Below are 25,474 nucleotides of genomic sequence, written 5' to 3'. Positions count from 1 at the left end.
TCTCAAGCCTCGGTCTTAGCGGAGGTTCGTGGTGGTGGAATACATCTCGTCGGCTGCCTGGATGATCTGTGAGTTCATCTCATAGGCGCGCTGTGCGGAAATCAGGTCGGCGATTTCCGTGACTGCATCCACGTTGGCCATTTCAAGAAAATACTGCTGCACCGTGCCGTAGCTCTCGTCGCCCGGATTGCTGGTATCGGGTGCGCCGCTGGCGTCTGTTTCCAGGTAGAGGTTGTCGCCAATGGCTTCGAGACCAGCCTTGTTGACGAAACGGGCAAGCTGGATCTGGCCGAGCTGAACAGTATTGCCGCCCTGGTCGACACCCTGAACAACACCGGTGTTGGAAATGGTGACGTCCTTGACCGTTTGCGGAATGGTGATGCCCGGATTGACGGAATAGCCGTCGATGGTCACCAGCTGCCCGTTGGCATCGCGCTCGAAGGAACCGTCACGGGTATAGGCCGTGGTTCCGTCCGGCATGTCGATCTGGAAGAAGCCTTCGCCGCGGATGGCCAGATCCAGTTCCTTGCCGGTCTGCTCGAGAGAGCCCTGGGACATGATGCGGCCGGTGGCTGCGATCTTTACGCCGGAACCGATCTGGATACCGGTCGGCACGATGGTGCCGGAATCCGATGTTTCCGTGCCCATGCGACGCAGGTTCTGGTAGAGCAGGTCCTGAAAGTCGGCCCGCTGCTTCTTGAAGCCTGTCGTGCGCATGTTGGCGACGTTGTTCGAAATGACTTCGACGTTCAGTTCCTGGGCCTTCATGCCAGTCGCGGCGATATGAAGTGCTTTCATGGTAGTGATCCCTTAAAGGCGCTTAGGCCTGAATCTTGCCGAGAGTGGAGATCGCCTGCCGGCGCAACTCATCCAGGTCTTTCACGATCTTGGAAGTGGAGTCGTAAGCGCGCGTCACTTCGATGAGGCGCGTGACTTCCGTGATGCCGTAGACGTTGGAGCCTTCGACGGCGCCCTGCACCATGCGGACTTCCTGGGCCGGTATCGGGTTATCAGCCTTGAACATCGTGTTGCCGATCTTCTCCATCGTCCGAACGTCTTCGAAGTCGACGACCTTGATGCGGCCGCGAATGCCAAGTCGGGTGGAGATCGTGCCGTCCTGGGCAATCTCGACGCGGCCATCCTGTTCGTTGAAGGAGATCGGACCCTGGTCGGTCATGACAGGGCTGCCGTCTGCCGAGATCAGCTGGCCGGTCGAGTCGAGCCTGAACGCGCCGCTGCGCGTATAGGCTTCGGTGCCGTCCGGCATCTGGACCGCGAAAAAACCATCACTGTTGAGGGACAGGTCGAATTCGTTACCCGTCATCTTGATCGGGCCATGCGTGAAGTCGGTCCGTGTCGTGAACATGTCGACATAGGAAATGGCGCGGTCCTGCGGCTCAAAAGCCGAGCCGTCTGCCACCGGCATGACGTATTCCGAAAAATGCAGATTCTGCGACTTGAACCCGGACGTATTGATGTTCGCCATGTTGTTGGCGATCACATCCAGATGGTTCCGCAGGATCGATTGCCTTGATAAGGCAACTAGTTGAGCGTTCTCCATAGTGAACGGTTCCCTTCGTGCTCCCCGAGTAAGCCGGCCGATCTCCCCAGATCCGCTGGCTCGTTAAGGTTAATGCACGAGGCGTGCCAGTTTTTAAATCCTTGGGAAATCTGGGTAAAAATCAAAAGGGGCGGGTGCACGCGGCAAGAGATTCCGGCAGAAGTTAACCACTTGGCAATTTTTGCCCGGTGACTCGCGTTAATGGCTCGGTAACCATTCGTTAACCATTAACTCTTTAGTAATAAATAAGCGCGCGCGAGCGCCTGCAGATCGGAGTGCGGAATGACAGACGAAAACGCCGCAGCCGGAGAAGACGGCGAGGATGGAGCTGAAGCTGGTGGCGGTGGCCGCAAGAAGAAGCTTATCCTGTTCGGCGGCATCGGTCTGGTGGTTCTGCTCGCCGCAGGTGGGGCGGCCTATTATTTCCTGATGGGATCGAGTGCACCGGCACCGGTTCCCGGAGAGACGGAAGTGCCGCAGGAAGTGCAAAAGCCGGTGGTCTTCTATGACCTTCCGGAAATGACGGTGAATTTGGCGACGGAAGGGCGCACGACCTATCTGAAGGTCAGGATTGCCCTGGAAGTCGAGAACCGTGCGATGATCGATCAGATCCAGCCGTATCTGCCGCGCATCCTGGATGCGTTTCAGATCTATCTGCGCGAGCTTCGCCCTGCGGACCTGGAAGGGTCTGCCGGTTTGTTCCGCCTGAAGGAAGAATTGCTCAGACGGATCAATCTGTCGGTTTATCCGGCGAAAGTTGAAGGGGTGCTGTTCAAGGAAATCCTTGTCCAGTGACTTTGTGAATGGCTGATATCGACGACGATGACGACCTGTCCGAAGAGGACATGGCCGATGCCTGGGGCGCCGCTCTTGCAGAGCAGGGTGCCGGCAGCGACGACGACGAAGATCTCGCCGCGGCGTGGGGTGCTGCTCTAGAGGAGCAGGGCGCCGGCAGTTCCGACGACATGGCGGCCCAGTGGGCAGCCATGATCGACGACAGCGAACCGGACCTTGAAAATGCCACGCGCGGTGCCGACCGTGTCCTGAACCAGGAAGAAATCGACAACCTCCTCGGCTTCAACATCGAGGACACGATTGCTGGCGACCAGAGCGGCATCCGCGCGCTGATCAACTCGGCAATGGTATCCTACGAGCGTCTGCCGATGCTCGAAATCGTGTTCGACCGTCTCGTGCGTCTGACGACCACGTCCTTGCGCAACTTCACGTCCGACAACGTGGAAGTGTCGCTCGATTCCATCAGCTCGGTTCGTTTCGGCGACTACCTGAATTCCATCCCGCTGCCGGCCATTCTCGGTGTCTTCAAGGCCGAGGAATGGGACGGGTTTGGTCTGATCACCGTTGAATCCAGCCTGATCTATTCGATTATCGACGTGCTTCTTGGTGGAGGTCGGGGGACATCGGCCGTGCGCGTCGAGGGCCGGCCCTACACCACGATCGAGACCGGTCTGGTCCAGCAGATGGTGGCGCTGATCCTTCAGGATGCCGAGCACGCCTTCGCGCCGCTTTCTCCGGTCCATTTCAACCTGGAACGTCTTGAGACGAACCCGCGCTTTGCCGCGATTTCCCGGCCCGCAAACGCCGCCATTCTCGTCGAGCTCAGAATCGACATGGAAGACCGGGGCGGGTCCGTCGAAATCATGATGCCCTATGCAACGCTGGAGCCGATCCGCGATCTGCTTCTGCAGATGTTCATGGGGGAAAAATTCGGCCGGGATCCGATCTGGGAAGGCCATTTGGCGACCGAAATTCATGCCGCGGAAGTCGAGGTCGATGCGGTTCTTTACGAGACCTATCTGCCGCTCGGACGGGTGCTCAGCCTCGATGTCGGCCAGACGCTCGTCTTCGACAAGGAACCGACCGATCCGGTGACGATCAAATGCGGCAACATTCCACTGACCGAGGGAACGCTCGGCAAGGTGGAGGATTCCATTGCCATCCGTGTCGCAAAGAATTTGCGCAAGCCAAAAATGACGCTGGCCGCCTTCGAGCGCGCCATGCAAAGCGAAATGGGGGACCAATGAGCACTTTGCCACTCGGAATGATCATTGAAGGACTGGTTGCGGTTCTTCTGGTGATTACCATCGGCTACTGCTTCACGCTGAACCGCCGTCTGCAGCGCTTGCGGGCCGACGAAGAAGTGCTGCGTGCGACCATTTCGGAGCTCATGACGGCCACGGAAATTGCCGAGCGTGCCATCCTCGGTCTGAAGACGACCGCGGCGGAGGCTGACAAGACACTTGGCAGCCGTCTTAAGCAAGCGGAAACCATGTCTCACACTCTTGCCGAACAAGTCGGCGAAGGTGAGATAGTATTCACGCGGATTTCGCAGATTGCGGAGGCGGCCCGTTCGGCTGCGCCGCAGCGCGAGGCGGTGACGAGGAGCGATCCTTATGCGGCTCAGCCGCAACCGGAACCGCAACAATACGCGCAACAGGCTGCAGGCTATGGCCAGGCAGCTCCGGCCGTGGAGCCGGAGCGCCGCAGGAGCAGCCGGGCTTCCGACATTCGCAGTGCTGCGGCGGAAGCAACCGCGCGGCTGGAACAATTCCGTAAACGGAACGGTGCTGCTGCATGAACTTGAGACTGCTGCCTTTGTTGGGTGTTTCGGCAAGCGCTCTGCTGGCCCTGAAGCTGCTTGGCTTCGCGCTGGGCCCGCAAAGCGGCAACCTGCCCATCAATGGCGCAGTCGCACAGGAAACGCCGGGGGCTGACGGCGGTGACATGGCTGATCCAACGGCTGAAATGGCCGCGGATGGTCCGCCGCCGCCACCGCCGCCGGGGGGCGGGCTGCCCGATCAGCCGGTGCTTCCGGACAGTCTTGAAATCGGTGGTTCGGCCGCGGAGCGCGCTGTTCTGGAAAGTCTTGGCAGACGGCGCGAGTCGCTGCAGGAGCATGAAGGCCAGCTGGACCTGCGTGAAAAGCTTCTGCAGGCCACCGAAGAGCGCATTCAAAAGCGCGTTGATGAACTGAAGAAGCTCGAAGAGCGCATCGAGGCAGCTGTCGGACAGAAGCAGGAGCAGGAAGAAAACGAAATTGCCGGCCTCGTGACCATGTACGAAAGCATGAAGCCGAAAGATGCAGCCCGGATCTTCGATCGCTTGAGCCTGCCGGTCCTTTTGAAGGTGGTGCGCCAGATGAAACCTCGAAAGATGGCAGATATACTCGGGAAAATGGATCCCGAAGCGGCCGAGCGCATGACAGTGGCAATCGCGAACGCCTCTCCGTTGCCCTCAGCGGACACAAAACCGGTGCAGGCACAGGCGCAAGCGCCGGAGGCCTTGCCGAAAATTCCGTCAAACTGACCGAGAAGACCGGATTTCGGCGTATCGCGTAAGGGCACGTTAACAAGACCTGACTAACAATAGTGTGTTGGCGTCATCCGAGGACAGAACATCTTGCCAGGACCGTTCCTGACATCCCAGACCGGCGGAACTCCCGCGTTTTCGGACAGGGTGCGAACTTTCGCGCGCCTGCTGGTTTCGTTCTGGCTTGTTCTTGCCTGCGTCACGGGTGCCGCGCTGGCCCAATCCGACAATCTGGAACCGGTTGATCTGACCGTTTCTCCGGGGGAGGGTTATGGCCGTATCGTCCTGACGTTCAAGGACCGCACGCTGCTTCCGATCTATGATGCGGTCATCACAGGCGGGGTCCTGCGGATTTCATTTGAAGATCCGATCGACATCAACGTTGACGATGTTCCGCTGGACCTGGGCGACTACGTGACCATCGCCCGGCGAGATCCGGACGGAAGTGCCATCCGCTTTGCACTGAAGAACCAGTTCCAGATCAATACTCTGGAAGCCGGCGAAAAGCTGTTTGTCGATATCCTGCCGATGGACTGGCAGGGCTTGCCACCAGGACTTCCCGACGATGTCGTGCGTGATCTTGCAAAGCGTGCCGAAGAGGCGATGCGCAAGGTTCGTGCCCTCGAACAGGCGCGACTCAAGGCTCAGGAAGGGCCGGAGGTGACGCTGCATGTGGGTGAACATCCGACATTCACCCGTCTGGTGTTCGACTGGTCGATCAAGTTCGACACCGCTTTCGTGCGCGAAAACGACATCATCAAGGTGACGTTCAACCATCCGGCACAGCTGGACATTGCCCACCTGCGCGCACATCTGCCCCAAGGTGTGATCGATGCGACCTCCTTCCTGGACCAGGGCAAGCTGAAATTTCTTATGCGCGTCGAGCCGTCAGTCGACATTCGGGCGTTCCGGGAGGAACAGACCTACGTTATCGACGTGACGCCGGAAAACATGGAAGTGAATGATCCGGCAAATGCGCTGATCAACAAGGAACTGTCCGTCGAGGACAACGAAAACCGCAAGGACATGATTACCGCGCCGGGCCTGCGCGACACGCGTGAGGTCAAGAACCCGCGCGGGAATCCGACGTCCGGCGGGAGCACGGCGAGTGGAGGCGGGGTCCTGAAGGAATCCAAGGCCGATGAATCGCCGGCCTATACGATTGTTCCGCTGGGAGGCGGCAAGACGGATGAGGGGGCCGAGGCACCGCAAGTGCCCCAGCCGTCAGCCGTTGAAAATTCTGATCAGTCCGCCGCACTGTCGGCCGAGCCCGATCCGGAAGCCGGACGTGCGAACGCTCCAGCCGAAACTCAGCTTGCAATGGTCCCGCGCATCAAACCGTTGGTCGGGGAAGAAGCGCTGCCAGGGCCTGGTAGCGGGACCGAGATCGCTGCCGCTGGTGTTAACGTCACTCCGACCGCCTTGGCGGTCGAAACGCTTCCTGCACCAGAGCTTGCTGCCGCTGTCCTGCCGATTTCGGCTGATGGCGCAGCTGAATTGCTGACGACAGCGGCCATTCCCGCGGCCGAAGCAACAAGCGGGAACGACGCCGTTGCCCCGTCCAACGCTGGTCTGGTAACCGTTGCCCAGGCTGAACCCGGTGCTTTGCCGTTGAACGAAGTGCTGCCGGAGGATGAGGAAATCGTCCGGGAAGCGCCGATGCTGGACTTGTCCACGCAGCAGATCGGCGACCAGCAGCAGGAAGCCGCGCCCGAGAACAACGGTATTCCGACACTGCAGCAGGTCGACACAATCAACCGGGGTAGCCAGCCGAATGCGCCGTATGGCGCAACGCCAGTGCAGATCCTGAACACGCCGACGCTTGGTAGCGGCGACGTTCCAGCCGGGATCCAGCTTCCCGGCACGCAGCAATCAGCACCGGAGACCTGGCGCGCCAACGGCGGCCAGGATTTGAACCAGGGGCGTCCCTCACCGGAGCAGCCGCCGGAAAACTTCGCTGAGGAAGTGCGCAATTTCGTTTCTGCTGAGGCCCGGCGCATCGGGAACACGGTCCGCGTGGTGTTTCCGTTCTCCGAGCCGGTTTCCAGCGCGGTGTTCCGGCGCAATGACAGCATCTGGCTGATCTTCGATACCGATGCCACGATCGACACCCGGGGGATGGTCTCGGCGCTGGCCGAAACGGCGGAAACGATCGAGGTTCAACAGTTCGACGATTACCAGATCCTGCGGATGGACATGACCGATCCTGTACTGGCGACGGTGGGTGTTGACGGCAATGCCTGGTCGCTCGTTATCGGCGACCTGATCCTGGAACCCTCCATTCCGCTGCAGCTGGAACGGACTGTGCGAGGCGATGGCGGCTCCGTGCTGCGTGTGCTCTATCAGGATCCGCAGAACATCCGTCAGATTACCGACCCGTTCGTTGGCGACACGATATCTCTTGTCACCGGCTTCGGTCCGCCACGCGGTCTGTTGAAGCCTCAGACGTTTGTCGATCTGGACGCCCTGAGTTCCGCGCAGGGCATTGCCGTCGTGCCGAAGTCTGACGGCTTGAAGATGAAGATCCTTGGAGATGACGTGATCATTGAAAAGGAAGGCGGTCTTGCGCTTTCCAGCCAGCATCTGCGAGGCGGATCCGGATCGAGCCAGACAATCGTCGATCCGGAAGACAGCAACTTCATCGAGTTCGTTTCCCTGAGCACCGAAGGTCCGGGGGCTTACCGCACCCGCCTGCTGGAGCTGCAGGACAAGCTGGCGAAGTCGCCGGCAGGCAAGCGCCGCAAGCCCTTGATGGCTTTGTCGCGGTTCTATCTGGCACATCAGTTTGCGCAGGAAGCGCTGGGGCTGATGAAGCTTGCGCTGGAAGAAGAACCGGCACTTGCCGAAGACAGTTCCTTTAACCTGATGATGGGGGCGGCCCAGACTCTGGCCAACCGGCCCGACGCGGCCTATGCGCATCTGAACCGACCAGACCTGAAGAACAGCCCCGATGCTGCTGTCTGGCAGACGATTGTTGATGTGAAGCTGGGTAACTGGACGTCTGCCCGTATTGCCATGCCGCGCGGGCGTGCCGTGGTCGGCAACTACCCGGAAGCCATCCAGACAGAATTCAAGCTCGCCGCCGCACAGGCCATGGTCGAGGTCAATGATTTCGGTGTTGCCAACAGCGTGCTGGCCGAGATCGAGCCCGCCGAAGTGACCCGGACGCAGGCTGCCCGTTACGATATCCTGCGTGGCCGCGTTGCCGATGCCTCCGGCCGGTCGCAGGAAGCCTTGACCGTGTTCGATCTCGTGACCAGGTCCGACGACCGGCCGCGGGCGGCCGAAGCGGAATACCGCGCGCTCCGGATCCGTTACCGGGATGGCGAACTCAACATGGAGCAGGCCATCGATCAGCTTGCCGGGCTGGCAACGTCCTGGCGTGGTGATGAAATCGAATTGAAGACGTTGAGGTTCCTGGCACAGCTCTATGCCGAGCAGGGCCAGTACCGCGAAGCGTTCGAAGCCATGAAATCGGCTGTTCAGGCTGAACCCGATGCGGATACCACGCGGCTGCTGCAGGAAGAGATGAACGGCCTCTTCAACGCGTTGTTCCTGGACGGCAAGGCGGACGAGATGCAGCCGGTGAAGGCGCTGGCACTCTTTTATGATTTCCGCGAACTTGTGCCGATCGGTCGTCAGGGAGACGAGATGGTCCGCCTTCTGGCCAAGAGACTGGTGGAAGTCGACTTGCTGGACCAGGCAACCGAGTTGCTGCGCCATCAGGTTGACAATCGCTTGAAAGGTGCGGCACGGGCACAGATTGCAGCGGATCTTGCGGCGATCTACCTGATGGATCGCAAGGCTGAAGAAGCACTGCGGGTGCTCAATCGGACACGGCAGGCGAGCCTTCCGTCGACCCTGGAGCGTCAGCGCAACATCGTTGAAGCCCGTGCCCTGACCGAAAGCGGGCGCCCGGATCTTGCCCTGGAACTGGTTCGCAACATGCGCGGTTCGGATGTCGATCGGTTGAGGGCAGATACATTCTGGGCAGCCGAAAGCTGGCGGGATGCAGGTGAGCAGCTGGAAGCGATGCATGGCTCGCGCTGGTCCGACAACATTCCGCTCGACGATCTTGAACGCCGCGACATCCTGCGGGCGGCCATCGCCTATTCTCTGGCGGGCGACCAGCTCAGCCTGGAACGCCTGCAGACAAAGTACATGTCCAAGATGTCCGACAGCCCCGAGGCAATGTCCTTTGAGGTCGTGACCCGGCCGATCGAGGCGCAGGGTGTCGAGTTCCTTGAAGTCGCCAACAGGCTTGCCGATGTCGATTCGCTGGAAACCTTCCTGAAAGAATACCGGCGTCAGTACATGTCTCCCGATCGCAGCCCGGATCAGTCTGCCGCTGCACCCGTCACGGAAGAAAATGCCGGCTGAAGCTGACGCTGTGTGAAAGTTGTCCGGTTGCAGAGGGACTTGCGCACCGGTGCCAACTCCTGTTCAGTTGCGGTCGTTCACCCGTCCACACGTGTCGCGATCCGCAGCACGTTCTCACAAAGAACCTGATTATCCGGCCTCATGGCCCCATCTTTCCGCTTTGCAGCGGTGGATGTGTCGGTTCGATGGCTTTGGAACACCGGAACAAAGGAACTCGTTCATGTCCTTGAAAATCGTCCGGCGTCTTATCCCGGAATGGGGCACGACCTATGGTCCTGCAGGCGAGGGATCCTTTCCTGCCGTCATGGTGTTTCATGGCTCAGAGGGGGCATGGTCAGGCTGGAGCCATCGAAATGCGGTTCTCCTGGCAGCACATGGTTATCTTGCCTTTCCTTTCGGCTATTCGAAGGGGGGCAATGCCTGGAATGCCGGCAGCATTGAAAACGTGTCACTGGACAGAAGTCTGGAAGCCTTCCGGGCGCTGCGTGCATTTGAGGCCGTTGGTGAAAAGGCGGCATTCTACGGCGTGTCGCGGGGGGCTGAACATGCCCTTTTGCTGACAGCCCTGATGGCAGAGGAAGGTCTTGAAGGCCTGCCTGACGCGGTGGCTGTGCACAGTCCGCCAGACGTTGTGTGCGGGGCGTTCGACAGCAAGGCTTACCGCGACGCTGGAGATCCAGGCTGGCAGCCATGGGACCCCGGTGAGCGGGCATGGTCCTGGCGCGGGTCTTCCGAGAACCTTCTTCCTACGAAACAGATCGAAATAGAACGCTATGACGGACCGATTTTCCTGAGTCACGGGTCGGCCGACCGGGTCTGGTCAGTGGACATGACAAAGCGTCTGGAAGCGCGGCTTCTTGCCCATGGCCGGAAGCCGGAGGTTCATATCTACGAAGGCCAGGACCATATCCCGACCAGTGCTGCAGAAAACCTGCATCACGAGAACCTGCTGACATTTCTGGAAAGAAATCTTCTGGCATCGTGACATTGTCGAGGGCGGCGAGCTGACCACGCACTCGTGTCAGGTGACTGCCTTCAGAAGCGACTGAGACGGCGGCTGACCAGGGTTCTGATGCGGTTTCTTGAGTTCGGACTTGTAGCGCATGACGAGTTCGGGAATGGACCGAGTGCTTCGGTCCAGCCACGCGCAGCGTGCTTTCAGGAAGTCGCGATAGGTCTTTTCATGGATGCCGGTCTGCAGCATAAGGCGCATGATCGCACCATCCGCATCGGATTTCAGCGTGTCGGAAACAACCTCGTCGGCGAGGTTGATCTTGCGGCTGATCAGCCAGATGGCCGCATCAAGGCGGCCTTCTTCGAACAGAGTTCGCAGAATTGCATCGAAGGACAACTCGCCGTTGGCAATCTGGATGCTGGCTTCGTGGCGCGAATAGGTGATGCCGTCGAGGTCGATACTGCCGTCGTGTCGCTCTTCGATGGTCTTCGCCAGGCGCTGCAGTTCGCCGGTTTCCAGGGCCTTCTTGAGAGGAGGCGGGATCAGCGGACAGTTGGTCTCCAGAATGTCCATCTGGGTTTGGAGAAATTCTTGGTCTTCCAGTGCACGCCTTGCAATCCCGGCGAGCACGTCTGCTTCCGTGTTTGCAAATATCAGCAGGGCGAGTGTGCCTCGGACGGAAAAGGGCGCTGCCATATTATGGAGGAGCTCGTGGACCACATCCCGGCTGGCCCGCGCAATCATCGTGTCGGTCATCTCTTCGGAAAGATCAGGTCTCTTTGCCGTTGACTTGCGCTTGTCGTTGCCGCCGTTTTTGGCGATCTGCATGAGGCCGTTCTGGCTGATCATCGGCGAGCATTCGATCACCGGTTCCGACAGTTCGTAATCTTCCTGGGCGAGCCGGTCCGCAAGGTCGGGGATGATGCGGTCGGTTTTTGCAAGGCGTACGACAAGTTCGTAACGTGCAGCGCGGTCCAGCTGGTCGAAAACCGAGAGAACAATTCGCGAAAACAGTTCCCGCTCCATCTCCGTCGGCTCGTGGTCTTCCGACCGCGCATATTCGCCGACGAGCGTGCGGATGAGTTTTGATCTCGCCTCTGGTTCTTTGATCCGGGCGAGCTGTTCTAATTGTTCTCTTAACACTGTCCTGCCGCTATTAACGAAGGGGCACAGTTCGGGCCCGCACGGCTGTAACTATTACAGTCCTATCTTAATTTTCTTCTACTTTTAACGACTTGGCCGGGTGCTTCAGCCGCCGCCGAAGCTCTTGACCAGCGAGCCTGCCACCAGATTCCAGCCATCGACAAGTACGAAGAAGATCAGCTTGAACGGAAGAGAGATTACCACCGGCGGCAACATCATCATACCCATGGACATCAAGACGGATGCAATCACGAGATCGATGATGAGAAACGGCAGGTAGAGCAGGAAGCCGATCTCGAAAGCACGTCGCAGTTCGGAGATCATGAAAGCGGGAATGAGCGTGGCCATGGAAAGGTCTTCCGGGCCTTCCGGTGCTTCTTCTCTGCCGGAGAGCTCCTCGAACAGGGCGAGGTCCTTTTCGCGGACCTGGGACAGCATGAACGTCCGGAACGGATCGGAGGCACGCTCGAAGGCCTGCTCGAATTCTATGTCCCCGTCGATGAGCGGTTGAACGCCGGCATCATAGGAGGCCTGCAAGGTAGGCATCATGATGAAGGCCGACAGGAACAGTGCAAGGCTGACCATCACCATGTTGGGCGGGGCCGTCTGCAGGCCGATGGCAGACCGCAAGAGCGACAGCACCACCACGATACGGGTGAAGCTGGTCACCATGACGAGAATGGAAGGCGCCAGCGACAGGATGGTCAGAAGGACAACCATCTGGACGGCGCGTTCCGTCAAGGTGGTGTCATCGCCAAAACCGACCGAGATTTCCTGCGCAGCAGCCGGTCCGGCCAGAACCGCGAGCAGTGCGGTCAGCAAAAGCATCAGGCGGATCAGACCGTCAGGCCGCAGGAGCGATTGCAAGCGCATCATCCGTTTGACTGTCCACCCAGTTCGTCCAGGATCTTCGCCATTTCTTCCTCGATCGGATTTCTGTCGCCCAAACCGGCGGAAGGCCTGACAGGCGCCTTGACCGGTGGCGCAGAGCTCGTCACGGGACCGCTGGTTACCGGGGCAGGGGCTGCTACCGATGCCACAGCAGACGGCGCGACCGTTGCAGTAGCGCTTGCGGTTTCTTCCTGCGCTTCTTCAGCCTCGTCGGCAGATGCCTCGTCAGCTGGCATTTCCGCTGCGGAAGACGCTTCGGGCTTGTCCTGAGCCGGGGTGGACGCTTCCGGCACGTCTTCCAGGAGATCGCCGATATCCAGCGAGAGTTCCCTGGAAGGGGCGGCTTCTGCGGCCGACTGTGTTTCGGTTTCGGCAGCTTCCTCTTCTACGGAAGCCGCTGTCCGGGCTTCATCATCCGCCGTGACGTCGGCAGGTTCGATTGCCTCAGTCACTTCGGGCTCTGAAACATCGCTTGAAGAGTGTTGTGCATCGGCCATCTGGACGTTTTCGTCCGCCGTGTCCGCCATCGCCTGGCCAAGGTCGGCGGGCTGGTCCGGTTTCGGCGTGCTTTCTTCCGCCGGAGCTTCCTGCGCAGGGGCTTGTTGAGGTGTGGATGCTGCGGTCAAGGTTGCGGCAACGAGCACCGGCTCCACCTTGTGCTCCGGCAGAACCTGCTCAACCGGCTTCAAGAGAGCGGTTTTGGCACGTGCCGCCGGTCCGGAAGCGGGCGGGGAGATCGTACCGCCATAGGAAGGCCGGTCACGGGCCGTGAAGGGGCGTGCCAGGGACTTCAATGTGGAAGCTGTCTTGCTTTCCTGCGGGGCAGAGGGAGCCGGAACGGCAGGACGCACTTCCGGCGCTTTTACGGGTGTTGTTGCAGGTTCGCTTGCCTGCATCTCAGCTTCCAGGGCAGCTGCAATGTCGACCTTGCCTTCGTCGGTGCTTCGCGGAGGCGAAACTTCCGGCGAAGCAGGCGCGGGAGCGGCTGGTTTAGAGGCGGCCCGGTTGAAGCCGTTCTGAGTGGCCGCACGTAGCAGATCGCTCGCGCGGCCCAGTCCTCCACCGCTTTCCGGCTTGTCGGGGGTGGTCTTGGGTGGCGTTGCCTGTTGGGCCGGGGGCGTCGGGGCTTGCACGGTTGCCGGAGCACTCTCGGCCGCACGCGTGGCGGTAAGCCGGGAGCGAGCGGGTTCCGAATAATTGCGTTGCGGTGCAGCCGAACTCACACTGGGGGCTGCCGACGTGGCAACCGGGGTGGCTGGTGCCTGATACGAAGGTGAGGCCGGTGCGGATGGCTGTGCCACCGGAGCGGCAGGTTGCGGTGCCGGGGCGGCCTGCTGTGGTGCCGGTGGAGACGGCTGCGCTAGAGGTGCGGCAGACGGAACTGGCGTACGTGCCTGGACTGCGGGCGCTGCGACTTCCTGTTCTTCGAGGAAGTCGTCGGGCCGGGCCGGGATCTCCGGACCGGGGGCGACTGCGGCCTTGACCGGCATCGGCATGTTCGAGGGAGACGGTTGCCCGGGTCGGGCCTGGGCCAGCGGGGTATTGCGAACGATATTCTGTTCCACCACGACGTCGCTCGGGCCGCCGACCAGGATGAGATGCTCGATATTGTCCCGGCGAATGAGCAGCAGCCGGCGGCGAGCGTCGACAGAAGCGCTGTCCATGATGGCAATCCGGGGCTGCCGGTTGCGGCTTTGTGGAGCACTTGCCCCCATCAGGCGCTTCAGAATGAAAATAAACAGTCCGAACAGCAGCAGCACGACGGCCAAAGCCAGGATGACTGCAATAGCCTGCGTGATGCCCCCGCTCACGTTGAATGTGGTCTCAATCCAGTTATACATCTTACCCTCGTGCCGCCCCGCTTGCGGTTTGATCGCGTGTGCCGGTTACTCCGGTTTTTTGCCTCAATTGGGGAGGTTTGCCTTTATCCCCAGTAATTCCGGCGGTTGAGCCTGTGCAGGCTCCTGTCTCGCAAACCTCTCGGCTTTTTTATTTTTTCCCCGTTGCGGCGGGAATGTTTTGCCCCGTCGGTACCGGTTCAGCCGCTTGCTGATCTGCTTCGAATCTCTCTAGGACTTAAAGTTAACAGAGGCAGGCAAATTTTGCCTGTTGGCGGCGCCTCTCTTTTTGCGAAATGCAAAGGAAAGTTGCCTCCTCCACTGGTTTTTGAAGGGTTTGGGCCGGAAGAGGTAAATGGCTGTTAACTTTTCATTAACCATTTGAGCGGCAATCATTGCCGGGTTGGTTAACGAATGGTGAATCGGAATGGCCATAACGGATCTGCCGCTGTTCCAGGCATTGAAATCCAAGATGCAGTGGCACCAGACGAGACAGAGCGTGCTGGCGCAGAACATCGCCAACGCGGATACGCCCGGATACATGGCGCGGGACGTGAAGGAATATACCTTCAAGGATCACATCGGGCGACAGTCACTGAACCTGGCGACGACGACGACGGTGGCCGGGCACATTCCCGGGAAGCTGGGAAATACCGGTTCGGCCAAGATCGAGGAAGACGACACCTTCGAAGTCACGCCGAGCGGCAACAGCGTCAATCTGGAAGAGCAGATGATGCACATCACCGAGAACCAGATGGATTACCAGGCTGCGACAACGCTTTACACCAAGGGGCTCGGTCTGATCCGGACCGCGCTTTCCAAGAGTGTATGAGGCAAGGCAGCACAAGCTAGAGGACCGATAACATGGACCTGATCAAATCCCTGTTCATCTCGGCAAGCGGGTTGAGAGCTCAGAACGGGCGCATGCGCATCATCGCGGAGAACATCGCGAATGCGAACTCCACTGCCAAGACGCCTGAAGAACTGCCGTACCGGCGCAAGATCCCGACCTTCAAGAGCCATTTCGACAGGGAAATGGGCGCTGATATGGTCGAGCTGGGCAAGATCGCGGAAGACAACACGGACTTCCGTTCGGTGCACATGCCCGGGCACCCGGCGGCCGATGCCAACGGTTACGTGCTGCAGCCCAACGTCAACACGCTGATCGAAACGACGGACATGCGCGAAGCGCAGCGATCCTATGAAGCCAATCTGAACGTCATCGATTCCACGCGGCGGATGCTGCAGCGGACCATCGATATCCTGCGCGCCTGAGCGGCAGTCCTAATCCGGGAAGGGAGCCTTAGTCATGTCTACTCCGTCGATCGCAAATAATGCCTACCAGATGGCCGCCAAGCTGCAGCAGCAGGCGCGTGCGATCGAGGACAAGGCGGGCGCTCCCGAAGCTGCCGGTCTCGATTTTACCAAGCTGGTGGAAGAGGCTGTCGGCGGTGTCGTCGACAAGGGCCGTGTCGCAGATGACAAGGCTGTCGGCCTTGTCGAGGGCAAGGCTGACGTGGTCGACGTTGTCACCGCGATCGCCGAAACGGAAGTTGCTCTGGAAACGATGGTCGCCGTTCGCGATCGAGTGATTTCCGCCTATGAGGAAATCATGCGGATGCCGATCTGATCCGATGCGGCAAGGGGGCCTTTGATGACCGCTGGTGAAGTTCTCGATCTCGCCCGTGAAGGCGTTTGGACCATGATCCTGGTGGCCGGACCGGTCATGGTCATCGGTCTGTTGGTGGGTGTCGTCATCGCCTTGTTCCAGGCTCTGACGCAGATCCAGGAAATGACGCTGGTTTTCGTTCCCAAGATCCTCGCGATCTTCGTGACGATCCTGATTGCGCTGCCCTTCATGAGCCAGGTTCTGGAGGCCTTCATGGGCAGGGTTGCCGAAATGATCCTGACCACCGGTTAGGACGTGGACCTTCATGACCATCCAGCTCGATTATCTGCCGAATATCGCAGCCATTTTCATGCTGATGTTCGCACGTATGGGCACGATGGTCATGTTGCTGCCGGCTCTTGGCGAAAGCACGATCCCGACACGGTTTCGGCTGACCATTGCCCTGGCGTTGACGATTGTTCTCTACCCCGTCGGTTCGCAGTATTATCCTGCCGACCTGACATCCAATACCTATCGCATGATTGCACTCCTGTTCGGAGAGCTGGCCATCGGCTTCGGCATCGGCCTGTGCGCCAAGATGATCACGTCCGTCTTGCAGATCGCCGGCATGATCATGGCCAACCAGTCCGGCCTTGCCTTCGCGCTTGGGACGGATTTCGCCAACCAGGGCCAGCAGGGGGCGCTGTTCGGCAACTTCCTGTCCATTCTCGGTATTACGCTGGTCTTCGTCAGCGACAGCCACTTCCTGGTGATCGCGGCGCTCCACGACAGTTTCACGATCTTTCCGCCTGGCCTTGCTCCGCCGGTCGGGGACTTTTCACAGAACGCTACGGAAACCGTTGCGCATGTGTTTTCCATCGCGGTGCGCATGAGCGCGCCTTTTCTGGTTGTCGGTCTGGTTTTCTATTTCGGCCTCGGCCTGCTCAACAAGCTGATGCCGCAGATGCAGATCTTCTTTATCGCCATGCCCGTGAATATCGCGATCGGGCTTTTCCTGCTCATGGTGCTGATCGCAACCCTGATGATGTTCTATCTGGATCATTTTCAGGAATCGCTCGGCAAGTTCATCGTGGGGTAGCGCTGCGCTATGGCTGACGATACCGACGACTCGGAAAAAACAGAGGACCCCACGCACAAGCGCCTGAAAGAGGCGCATGACAAGGGGGACGTACCGAAATCTCAGGAAGTCAGCACCTGGTTCACACTGGCCGGTGCGACGCTGATGATTGCCATTTTCGCGCCCAGCACCGCCGTGTCGCTGGGCGAGTTGATGAAGGGCTACATGGAGCATGCCCACCAGATTGCGGTGGACGGCTACGCACTGAAAGCCCTGTGGCGGGACACGGGGCAGTCGGTGGCTCTTATCGTCGGCATTCCGCTGCTGGCACTGGTGATCATGGCTGTGGCGGGCAATCTCGTGCAGCACCAGCCACTGCTGACCGCGGAAACGATCAAGCCGAAATTCTCGAAGGTTTCACCGGCCTCCGGTTTCAAGCGGCTGTTTTCCGCCGACAGTCTCGTCAACTTTGCCAAGGGAATGGTGAAGATTGCTGTTGTCGGCGCCATCATGGTGGCGGTGATGTGGCCGCACCGCGACGAAGCGGAAGTTATGGTGTTCGCCGATACGAACATCATCCTGGAGGAGGCACGGATCCTGATCCTGCAGCTTCTGGCTGCCGTGCTGGCTGTGATGACGGTGGTTGCCGCGGCCGACTTCATCTACCAGCGCAACAAATGGTTCAACAAGCAGAAGATGTCCCTGCGCGAGGTCAAGGAAGAATACAAACAGACCGAAGGTGATCCGCAGGTCAAGGGCAAGATCCGCCAGCTGCGCATGGAGCGGTCGCGCAAGCGCATGATGGCGGCGGTGCCGCAGGCCACAGTGGTCGTGACCAACCCGACGCACTATGCTGTGGCGTTGAAGTATGAAGAAGGCATGGGAGCACCGCTCTGCCTTGCGAAAGGTACCGATGCGGTCGCGCTCAAAATTCGTGAGCTCGCCAAGGAAAGCGATATTCCTGTCGTCGAAAATCCGCCTCTGGCCCGCGCGCTTTATGCGACAGTCGAGATCGACCAGGAAGTTCCGGAAGAACACTACAAGGCCGTTGCCGAAGTCATCGGCTTCGTCTTCCGCATGCGCAAGCGCGCATCCTGGCGTGCCAACTAAGTTGCTCTCAAGGATAGCGGACTGAAAAAGTCCGCGGCAAACAGGTGAATTTCAACAGGACTTGGTCGCATATCAGTTGAAATCGGCTATTAAGCACAGAATGCTTATGTACGGCCCCTTCAAGAACCGAATCGGGCCCGGGAGACAGGATTGATGAGTGACATGGACGGGACGCCGAGCGGGCCGATGATCAGCCGCCCGGAACGTTCCGGTAATATAGGCCTTCTCATAGGCCTCGCACTGCTGCTCGTCGGCGCTGCTGCTGCCTTTGCGGTCATGGACCGCGAAGTGGCGCAGCCGTTTATTCTTGCGCTGCTCGGTATCCTGGCCGTCGTCGGCGTTTTCTGCCTGTTTGCCGGAGCCATAGGCTTTCTGCGCCTGTCGGCCCGCCCAGGCGAAGCCAATCCGCTTGCCTCCGCTTTTGTCGATACCCTTGAAGACGGAGCGCTCATTACCGACCTGGACGGCCGGCTTGTTTATGCCAACAAGGCCTATGCAGATCTGACCGGCGCTGAAACCGCTGCCGACATCCGTGTGGTCGAGCGTGTGTTTTCCTCCGATCCGGATGCCGCCGACGCCATTTTCCGCCTGTCCCAGGCCATGCGCGACAGCCGCAGGGCGCAAGAAGAGATCCGCATGCCGTTCCCGCTCGGCAGGGCCGACGGCGCTGCGCGCTGGTATCGGGTGTCGATCCGCCCGTTGCAGGTGTCCAAGGAACGCGGCGGTGGCAAGCCCATGGCGGTCTGGCAGCTGGCCGATATCACCCGCGACCGGGCCGAACAGGAAAACTCGTTTCAGGAACTGCAGCGCGTCATCAATTTCCTGGATCACGCGCCGGCCGGTTTCTTCTCCTGTGATGCGGAAGGCCGCATCGTCTATCTCAACGCCACCCTGGCCGACTGGCTTGGCTACGATCTTGCCCAGTTCGACGCGGGCGACCTCGATCTTTCGAGCATCGTGCGCGGCGACGGCACCGAGCTGATCCGCTCGATCAAGGGTCAGGCGGGCGAGGTCAAGAGCGAAACCTTTGATCTCGACTTCGTCACCCGCAACGGACGCGGCCTGCCGGTGCGACTGCTCCACCGTGTGCCTTTCGGTGAAAACGGCCAGCCGGGTGACAGCCGCACACTGGTTCTCAACAGGTCTCGCGGTGAGGAAGCCTCCGAGGCGCTTCGGGCGGCGGAAGTCCGCTTTGCCCGTTTCTTCAACAACACGCCGATCGCCATTGCCTCGCTCGACAAGGAAGGCCGGGTCCTGAGAACCAACGCGCCGTTCCTGAAGCTGTTCGGTGCGGTCGATACGGATGACGAATCTCCCAAGCTGGAGGCTTATGTGGCCGAGAGCGGACGGCAGGAACTGGCGAAATCTCTCCAGGCTGCTGCCAACGGGATCGGCGAGATCGCGCCGATAGACATTCCCCTGGTCGAGGGCAATGACCCGCGTTCCGCAACCTTCTACGTTTCCGCAGTGCAGGAAGGTGAGGGTGACGGCGAAGCCGCCATCGTCTACGCGCTTGAAACCACCCAGCAGCGAGCCCTGGAAGCCCAGTTCGCCCAGAGCCAGAAGATGCAGGCCATCGGCCAGCTGGCCGGGGGTGTCGCGCATGACTTCAACAACGTCCTGACTGCGATCATCGGCTTCTCGGATCTGCTTCTGGCAAGCCACAGACCGACCGATCCGTCCTTCCAGGACATCATGAACATCAAGCAGAACGCCAACCGTGCAGCCGGCCTCGTGCGGCAGCTTCTGGCCTTCTCGCGTCGTCAGACGCTGCGTCCGCAGCAACTGGAGCTGAACGACGTTCTGGCAGATCTCTCCATCCTGCTCGACCGCCTGCTGGGCGAGAAGGTGGAACTGAAGGTGATCCACGGCCGGGACCTGTGGCCGGTGATGGCCGACCTGAACCAGCTGGAACAGGTGATCGTCAACCTGGCGGTAAACGCGGGCGATGCAATGTCCGACGGTGGCCGTCTGACTATCCGCACGCGCAACGTCAACGAAGCCGAAAGCACTCAGTTCGACAACATCCGCGGCATGCCACCGGGCGAGTACACCCTTGTCGAGGTGGACGACACGGGCCACGGCATTCCGCCCGACGTGATGGAGAAGATCTTCGATCCGTTCTTCTCCACCAAGGAAGTCGGCAAGGGAACGGGCCTTGGCCTGTCGACGGTTTACGGCATCGTCAAACAGACCGGCGGTTTCATTTTCTGTACCTCCGAAGTTGATGTCGGCACGACGTTCCGTCTGTTCCTGCCACGCCACATTCCGAAGGTCGTGGAGAAGAAAAAGCCGGAGCCGAAGGAAGTCGAGCCGGAAAAGGTCAAGGATCTGACCGGTTCCGCATCGATCCTGCTGGTGGAAGACGAGGAAGCCGTGCGTGCCTTTGGCGCCCGTGCCCTCGCGTCGCGCGGCTACACCGTCTACGAGGCGGGCTCGGGCAACGAGGCGCTGGAGGTCATGGAAGAGACCGACGGCAAGATCGACCTCGTGGTCTCTGATGTGGTCATGCCGGAAATGGACGGGCCGACGCTTCTGGTCGAGCTGCGCAAGACCCGTCCGGACCTCAAGATCATCTTCGTGTCCGGTTATGCCGAGGACGCCTTCGAGGAAAACCTGCCACCGGGCGAACAGTTCTTCTTCCTGCCCAAGCCTTTCACGCTGAAGCAGCTTGCGACGACCGTGAAGGATGTCTTGAACGGATAGGCCGACCTGGTCCAGACTTGCCTCAACACCATCCGTTTGAGGCAAGAGGTCCATGCAGCTTCCAGATTTCATCCGAAAGTTTCCAGCTCTCGATGTTCCCTTTCCCGAGGACGTAGTCAGATCCTACGCAGTGCGTTCGGACGCCGGACTGGTCGTTTTTTTCGATTTCGTGAAGGACATGGTCCTGCCGCCGCATTCGCATCTGGCGCAATGGGGCACTGTCCTGAGCGGCGAGATCGAATTCACCATCGCTGGAGAAACAAGGACGATGGGTCCGGGCGCTATCTACGATATTCCCAGTGGGGCGGAGCACAGTGCGATCATCAAGGCCGGAACCAAGGTGATCGATGTCTTCGAGGAGCCTGACCGCTATCCGGTCAAGGGATAGCACTTCACACAGGCTCTGGTCGCTGCCGCCTGCCACTGTGTTGCACCGGTTCAGGTCTGACGGCATTCGGGTAAGGATTGCAGTTACCCTTCCATCCCGAATGCGTTAGAGGAAGGTCACGACAGGCTGTCTGCGACGAAAAGGGCTGACACGTTGACCGCACATCATGCACCTGGTGAAGGCGCTCCGGGCAAGGATGGAACAGCTTTCGACCAGGAAGCATCCTGGCGGCGGCTGATGTCCGTCTTTGGCAGCATTGGTCTGCTGTCTTTCGGTGGTCCGGCCGCACAGATCGCGCTGATGCACCGCAAGCTGGTTGATGAGACCGGCTGGCTTTCGGAAAAAAGCTACGTCAACGCTCTCGGGTTCTGCATGTTGCTGCCGGGTCCGGAAGCCATGCAACTGGCGACGTACTGTGGCTGGAAACTGCGCGGCGTTGCCGGTGGTCTGCTGGCGGGCCTTCTGTTTGTCGTTCCCGGCGCACTCGCAATTTTCGCACTTGCCGCGGTTTACGGAACCTTCGGCAATGTGCCGCTGGTCAGTCAGCTGTTTCTGGGCATCAAGGCAGCCGTCCTGATCGTGGTTCTGGAGGCGCTGCTGCGCCTCTCCAAACGGGCACTCACCATCAGGCGGCAATGGGTCATTGCAGCTCTGGCCTTTGTCGGAATTTTCTTTCTGGCCCTGCCGTTCCCGCTGATTGTTCTGGCTGCCGGGCTTTACGGTGCCGCGTTCAGCGTGGCGCAGACTGAAAGCCCCGGTGAGCCTGGTGTTGCCATTGGCAGACCGATTGCGAAAACGCTCCGCACGGTGTTTCTCTGGGCCTTCATCTGGATCGCGCCGCTGGCGCTGCTGGATCTGGCCGGCAACGTGCCCTTGCTGGCGGATATCGGCTGGTTCTTTTCAAAGCTCGCTGTCGTCACCTTTGGCGGCGCCTATGCGGTGCTTGCCTATATGGCCCAGGACGTCGTCGCCATTCATGGCTGGCTGAGCGCCGGTGAAATGATGGACGGGCTGGGTCTGGCGGAAACAACGCCGGGGCCGCTCATTCTGGTGACCCAGTTCGTCGGCTTTCTGGCGGCCTTTCACGAAGGTGGGCTTCTGCTTGGTCTCGCAGGGGGGCTGGTTGCGCTCTGGGCGACCTTTGCTCCCTGTTTCCTCTGGATCTTTGCCGGGGCGCCTTACATCGAATGGATCTCGGCGCAGCCGAGGCTCAAGTCGGCACTTTCGGCCATCGTAGCGGCGGTGGTCGGCGTCGTGCTCAACCTGTCGGTCTGGTTCGCGCTGCATGTCTTCTTCGAAGAGGTCACGGCGACAAAGTGGGGTGTCGTGACACTCTGGATCCCGGACCTTGCCAGCCTCGACTGGCGCGTGCCGGTCCTCGCGGCCCTGTGTGGCCTGTTGCTCCTGCGATTTCACATGGGGCTGATCTGGGTGCTGCTGACGGCGGCACTTGGCGGGGTGCTGCTGTCACAAGTGGGATGAGGGGGCGCGTGTCCGCTCACCAGCCCGCGGTGAGAAAATAGTTGGCATAGACAAATGGCCAGACTGCAAGGCAAAGGGCGAGCTTTCTCCTGTCGCTGAGACGGGCGCCGACAAGCCGGGACACTGACCAGGAAATCAAGGCGACAAGGACAAACCTTGGTAGCCGCGCCACCGGCGAGACAAGAAAAAGCGATTGTGCGGGGATCGATGCGTAGCCCGCTTCGGCCGAAAGAACCTTGTAAGGGATGCCGCTGAAGGCTCCCCCGAGCAATCCCTCGAACAGGCCTGCCTGCAAAAGCTGCCTGGCCATTTCAAATGTTGGTCCGGAAATCCCGGGCACAAGCAGCAGCACCTGAAGCGTTTCTTCCGGAAAATGCTGTGCGCAGGTCCAGACCAGCAGACCGCCGAACGCGGCCGCGAAGGACGCCAGAAGCGCCGCTATCATGGCCTTGCCCAGGGAGCGAAGCGCGATGATGCTCAAAAGCGCGTCGGGAGCAATGAAGAACAGCGTTGCCTCGGCAAAGCTCCAGAGCGTAGCCAGGCAGAAAAGTGCCAACTTACTATTCCCAGGATGCAAAGGTCTTTTCCGTCGAGAGAGCGTTAAAGCGCTCCTTCAACCCGGTCATAAAATGAGTCCGGTCCTCGTTCCAAGTGATTGGTTCCCCGACGAAAATATCGCAGAAGAACGGCACCAGCAGGAACGACCCCTTCGGCAAGGCCTTGCCGAGGCCGTGGGTGAAGACGGGCACGACCGGTGCTTCCGGGAACCGTTCGGCAAGAAAGGATACGCCTTTCTTGAGATCCGTCATCTGTTCCGGTTCGCCGCGCGAACCTTCGGGAAACAGGATCAGAACCTTGCCCTGACGCAGAACCTCGTAGCAGCCTTCCAGCGGGTCGACATTCTTCTCTTTCCGGCCACGCTCCACTGGGATAATGCCGAGGACATGTTCCGACAGCCAGGCCTTGAGAGGTGACGAGAAGAAATAATCTGCCGCCGCAACCGGCTTGATGTCCTTCAGCTTCGACAGGGGCATCAAGGCCATCAGCACCATCGTATCCAGATGGCTGTTGTGGTTGGCAACAATGATCGCCGGACCGTTGGCCGGCAGCAGTTCCTTGCGACGCACGTTCAGCCCGAGCAGGAACAGGACCGCGATCTTGACGAAAATGTAGAAGATCTTCTGGAGCATCAATGGAGGTTCCTGAATGCTGACGGTCGAGCGCTTGTTCCAGGGTCGTCCTCTCCTCGGTCACCCCGGACGTAGCGAAGCGGAGATCCGGGGCCGGGGAACCCAGGCGCAAGATAAGTGGCTGAACCTTTCAGCCGATTGAAAGGCTCCCCGATCCCGGCTCGCGCTGCGCTTGGCCGGGATGACGAGAGGAGAGGCGCGTGGGCTTGGAGAAGAGAGAAAGAGAAGCCTGCCGACTGCGTGCGCAGAGTGGGAGCGGTCATCCTGACATCCCCCTTCAGTAATAGAAATAGCGGGTAAAGTGGAAGAACAGCGGCGCGGTGTAGGTCAGGCTGTCGATCCTGTCGAGGATGCCACCATGACCGGGAATAAGACTGCCGGTGTCCTTGACGCCGAGATCCCGCTTCAGGGCCGAGACGGTGACATCACCAACGAACCCCGCGACCGGGATCAGCAGGCCGGCGGCAGCGGCGTGGATCATGTCAAAGGGCGTGACCAGCGGTGCGGTCAGAAGGGACAGAACGAAAGTGGTTGCAACGCCGCCAAGAAAGCCTTCCCACGTCTTGTTGGGACTGACGCCCGGAATGATCTTGTGACGGCCAAACAGTTTGCCCCAGGTATATTGGGCGACGTCGTTGAACTGGGTCAGGAACAGGAGGAACAGCAGCAGGCCTGGACCGCCGGTGCTGTTGGCCTCGGTCGCCGGCAGGATCAGGAGGAAAGCTGCGTGGCTGATGGAGAAGACGCATAGCATTAGCCCCCAGTTGAGGGTGCCGACAGCGCGCAGGAAGCCCTCGGTCTGCTGGGTCAGCAGGCTGACGAAGGGCAGGAACAGGAACATGTAGACCGGGATGAACACCGCGAACATGCCATAGTAGCTGTCGTAGACCCAGAAGTACTGCACGGGGATCGACAGATACGCCCAGAACAGCACCCGCCTGTCAGCCCGGCGGGTGGGGATCATCGAGAAATACTCTTTCAGCGCCAGGAAGCTGATGAGGGCGAATACAATGATCGAGACCGTGTTGCTGACCAGGAAGGAGACGGTGAAGATTGCCACCATCACCCACCAGCTGACGGTGCGCTGAACCAGTTCGCTCATGTTCTTGGCGGAGCGTTTCGAAATCACGAACACGATGGCGCTGGCAACGCACAGCACGGCCCAGATGCCGATCAGGGCCCAATGGATGGTCAGGAGGTTCATGCGGATTGTTTCTCCCTGATTGCCGCCCTGGCGCGGTTGAAGATGGTGACCGCGGACAGCACCAGCCCGGCACCGAAAAGGATCTGATATAGGAGAGGCGCGGTCAGGCCAAAGGCCATCAGGAGCCCGCAAAGACCGAACAGGGCTGCCCGGTCGCTCTTGCCGAAGGGGCCGTCATACCGGCGACTTGCACCGATCTGGACTGCGATCACGCCGGTCATTTCGCCGATGATGGCAAGCATGACCAATCCGACGACAATCGGCCCATCGACAAAAGGCAGGAGTGCGAAGGGCAGGTAGAGCGCAGCGTCTGACAGCACATCACCCAGTTCGTTGAGCACCGCGCCAAGATCGGATTTCTGGTCGTGTTCCCGCGCCAGCATGCCGTCGATCGCATTGAGGCCCATGCGGATGAACAGAACCAGCGGCAACAGGATCAAGGGCAGGAAAGCGCCGGGAAAGATCCAGAGCAGCAGGCCTTCGCCAATCGACAGGCCAAGCGCGGCCAGGGTTACCTGATTGGCTGTCACCCCGTTTGCGGCAAGCGATCTGCACACGGGGCGAAGCAGGTCCTGAAAACGGGACTTCAGCTGGTAAATCGTTGGCATTCAA

24 protein-coding genes are annotated in these 25,474 nt (G+C 59.9%); 15 read left to right on the top strand and 9 right to left on the bottom strand.

The annotated features are described in order from the left end of the window. Positions 1–15: 15 nt before the first annotated feature. Positions 16–798 (bottom strand): flagellar basal-body rod protein FlgG, encoded by a 783-nt coding sequence (gene flgG, locus HCG46_RS02015; protein ID WP_023000709.1) that lies wholly within the window; start codon positions 796–798, stop codon positions 16–18. Positions 799–820: 22 nt separating this feature from the next. Then, positions 821–1,561 carry a flagellar basal-body rod protein FlgF gene (gene flgF, locus HCG46_RS02010; protein ID WP_168684381.1) on the bottom strand — a complete coding sequence of 247 codons (741 nt, stop codon included), beginning with the start codon at positions 1,559–1,561 and terminating at the stop codon, positions 821–823. A gap of 282 nt (positions 1,562–1,843) precedes the next feature. Between flgF and HCG46_RS02005 the strand changes: the two genes are divergently transcribed. The 6 genes from HCG46_RS02005 to HCG46_RS01980 all read left to right on the top strand — a co-directional run bounded on the left by HCG46_RS02005 (position 1,844) and on the right by HCG46_RS01980 (position 10,253). Further along, positions 1,844–2,356: a flagellar basal body-associated FliL family protein gene (locus HCG46_RS02005; RefSeq protein WP_168684378.1), complete on the top strand. Its 513-nt coding sequence runs from the start codon at positions 1,844–1,846 to the stop codon at positions 2,354–2,356. Between the two features lie 50 nt (positions 2,357–2,406). Then, a complete protein-coding gene (fliM, locus tag HCG46_RS02000; protein WP_228872743.1) occupies positions 2,407–3,603 on the top strand; it encodes a flagellar motor switch protein FliM in 1,197 nt (398 codons plus the stop codon). Next, positions 3,600–4,157, top strand: coding sequence for a DUF6468 domain-containing protein (locus tag HCG46_RS01995; protein WP_031269186.1), 558 nt, complete (start codon positions 3,600–3,602; stop codon positions 4,155–4,157). The genes fliM and HCG46_RS01995 overlap by 4 nt, the downstream gene beginning before the upstream one ends. Further along, positions 4,154–4,885, top strand: a complete 732-nt coding sequence (locus tag HCG46_RS01990; protein ID WP_168684376.1) for a hypothetical protein — start codon at positions 4,154–4,156, stop codon at positions 4,883–4,885. The genes HCG46_RS01995 and HCG46_RS01990 overlap by 4 nt, the downstream gene beginning before the upstream one ends. 93 nt (positions 4,886–4,978) lie before the next feature. After that, positions 4,979–9,268, top strand: coding sequence for a tetratricopeptide repeat protein (locus HCG46_RS01985; protein WP_209009278.1), 4,290 nt, complete (start codon positions 4,979–4,981; stop codon positions 9,266–9,268). A gap of 220 nt (positions 9,269–9,488) precedes the next feature. Next, positions 9,489–10,253, top strand: a complete 765-nt coding sequence (locus HCG46_RS01980) for an alpha/beta hydrolase (protein WP_168684374.1) — start codon at positions 9,489–9,491, stop codon at positions 10,251–10,253. A 36-nt stretch (positions 10,254–10,289) separates the two neighbouring features. Here the strand turns inward: HCG46_RS01980 and HCG46_RS01975 are convergent, their stop codons facing one another. The 3 genes from HCG46_RS01975 to HCG46_RS01965 all read right to left on the bottom strand — a co-directional run bounded on the left by HCG46_RS01975 (position 10,290) and on the right by HCG46_RS01965 (position 14,098). Beyond that, positions 10,290–11,366 carry a DUF2336 domain-containing protein gene (locus tag HCG46_RS01975; RefSeq protein WP_168684372.1) on the bottom strand — a complete coding sequence of 359 codons (1,077 nt, stop codon included), beginning with the start codon at positions 11,364–11,366 and terminating at the stop codon, positions 10,290–10,292. Positions 11,367–11,471: 105 nt separating this feature from the next. Further along, positions 11,472–12,194: a flagellar type III secretion system pore protein FliP gene (fliP, locus tag HCG46_RS01970; protein WP_055656672.1), complete on the bottom strand. Its 723-nt coding sequence runs from the start codon at positions 12,192–12,194 to the stop codon at positions 11,472–11,474. 44 nt (positions 12,195–12,238) lie between these two features. After that, the gene (locus HCG46_RS01965; RefSeq protein WP_168684370.1) at positions 12,239–14,098 is read right to left on the bottom strand and encodes a flagellar biosynthetic protein FliO; all 1,860 of its coding nucleotides are present in this window, start codon (positions 14,096–14,098) and stop codon (positions 12,239–12,241) included. 424 nt (positions 14,099–14,522) lie between these two features. On the opposite strand from HCG46_RS01965, the gene flgB reads away from it, so the two are divergent. The 9 genes from flgB (at position 14,523) to chrA (ending at position 22,468) form a co-directional block, all read left to right on the top strand. Then, positions 14,523–14,927: a flagellar basal body rod protein FlgB gene (gene flgB / locus HCG46_RS01960; RefSeq protein WP_023000722.1), complete on the top strand. Its 405-nt coding sequence runs from the start codon at positions 14,523–14,525 to the stop codon at positions 14,925–14,927. A gap of 32 nt (positions 14,928–14,959) precedes the next feature. Next, entirely contained in the window at positions 14,960–15,370 is a 411-nt protein-coding gene (flgC, locus tag HCG46_RS01955) for a flagellar basal body rod protein FlgC (RefSeq protein WP_023000723.1), read from the top strand. Positions 15,371–15,404: 34 nt separating this feature from the next. Then, positions 15,405–15,725: a flagellar hook-basal body complex protein FliE gene (locus HCG46_RS01950; RefSeq protein WP_031269190.1), complete on the top strand. Its 321-nt coding sequence runs from the start codon at positions 15,405–15,407 to the stop codon at positions 15,723–15,725. 24 nt (positions 15,726–15,749) lie between these two features. Then, positions 15,750–16,016 (top strand): flagellar biosynthesis protein FliQ, encoded by a 267-nt coding sequence (gene fliQ / locus HCG46_RS01945; protein WP_023000725.1) that lies wholly within the window; start codon positions 15,750–15,752, stop codon positions 16,014–16,016. Between the two features lie 13 nt (positions 16,017–16,029). After that, entirely contained in the window at positions 16,030–16,803 is a 774-nt protein-coding gene (gene fliR / locus HCG46_RS01940; RefSeq protein WP_023000726.1) for a flagellar biosynthetic protein FliR, read from the top strand. 9 nt (positions 16,804–16,812) lie between these two features. Continuing rightward, positions 16,813–17,892: a flagellar biosynthesis protein FlhB gene (gene flhB, locus HCG46_RS01935; RefSeq protein ID WP_023000727.1), complete on the top strand. Its 1,080-nt coding sequence runs from the start codon at positions 16,813–16,815 to the stop codon at positions 17,890–17,892. A 153-nt stretch (positions 17,893–18,045) separates the two neighbouring features. Next, the gene (gene cckA / locus HCG46_RS01930) at positions 18,046–20,598 is read left to right on the top strand and encodes a cell cycle histidine kinase CckA (protein WP_023000728.1); all 2,553 of its coding nucleotides are present in this window, start codon (positions 18,046–18,048) and stop codon (positions 20,596–20,598) included. A 52-nt stretch (positions 20,599–20,650) separates the two neighbouring features. Further along, on the top strand, positions 20,651–20,986 hold the full coding sequence (locus tag HCG46_RS01925; RefSeq protein ID WP_023000729.1) for a cupin domain-containing protein: 336 nt from the start codon (positions 20,651–20,653) through the stop codon (positions 20,984–20,986). Positions 20,987–21,223: 237 nt separating this feature from the next. Then, on the top strand, positions 21,224–22,468 hold the full coding sequence (chrA, locus tag HCG46_RS01920) for a chromate efflux transporter (protein ID WP_168685547.1): 1,245 nt from the start codon (positions 21,224–21,226) through the stop codon (positions 22,466–22,468). Between the two features lie 16 nt (positions 22,469–22,484). Here the strand turns inward: chrA and HCG46_RS01915 are convergent, their stop codons facing one another. The 4 genes from HCG46_RS01915 to HCG46_RS01900 all read right to left on the bottom strand — a co-directional run bounded on the left by HCG46_RS01915 (position 22,485) and on the right by HCG46_RS01900 (position 25,470). Further along, on the bottom strand, positions 22,485–23,024 hold the full coding sequence (locus HCG46_RS01915) for a hypothetical protein (protein WP_168684368.1): 540 nt from the start codon (positions 23,022–23,024) through the stop codon (positions 22,485–22,487). Positions 23,025–23,028: 4 nt separating this feature from the next. Continuing rightward, positions 23,029–23,658 (bottom strand): lysophospholipid acyltransferase family protein, encoded by a 630-nt coding sequence (locus HCG46_RS01910; RefSeq protein ID WP_023000732.1) that lies wholly within the window; start codon positions 23,656–23,658, stop codon positions 23,029–23,031. A 277-nt stretch (positions 23,659–23,935) separates the two neighbouring features. Next, positions 23,936–24,862 (bottom strand): phosphatidate cytidylyltransferase, encoded by a 927-nt coding sequence (locus HCG46_RS01905; RefSeq protein WP_023000733.1) that lies wholly within the window; start codon positions 24,860–24,862, stop codon positions 23,936–23,938. Beyond that, the gene (locus tag HCG46_RS01900; RefSeq protein WP_168684366.1) at positions 24,859–25,470 is read right to left on the bottom strand and encodes a CDP-alcohol phosphatidyltransferase family protein; all 612 of its coding nucleotides are present in this window, start codon (positions 25,468–25,470) and stop codon (positions 24,859–24,861) included. Before HCG46_RS01900 ends, HCG46_RS01905 begins: the two co-directional genes overlap by 4 nt. Between the last annotated feature and the right edge of the window lie 4 nt (positions 25,471–25,474).

The organism is Labrenzia sp. PO1 (assembly GCF_012273635.1).
Classification (GTDB): Bacteria; Pseudomonadota; Alphaproteobacteria; order Rhizobiales; family Stappiaceae; genus Roseibium; species Roseibium algicola.
Note: the sequence above shows the minus strand (reverse complement) of the source record. Positions and strands in the feature narration are given on the sequence as shown.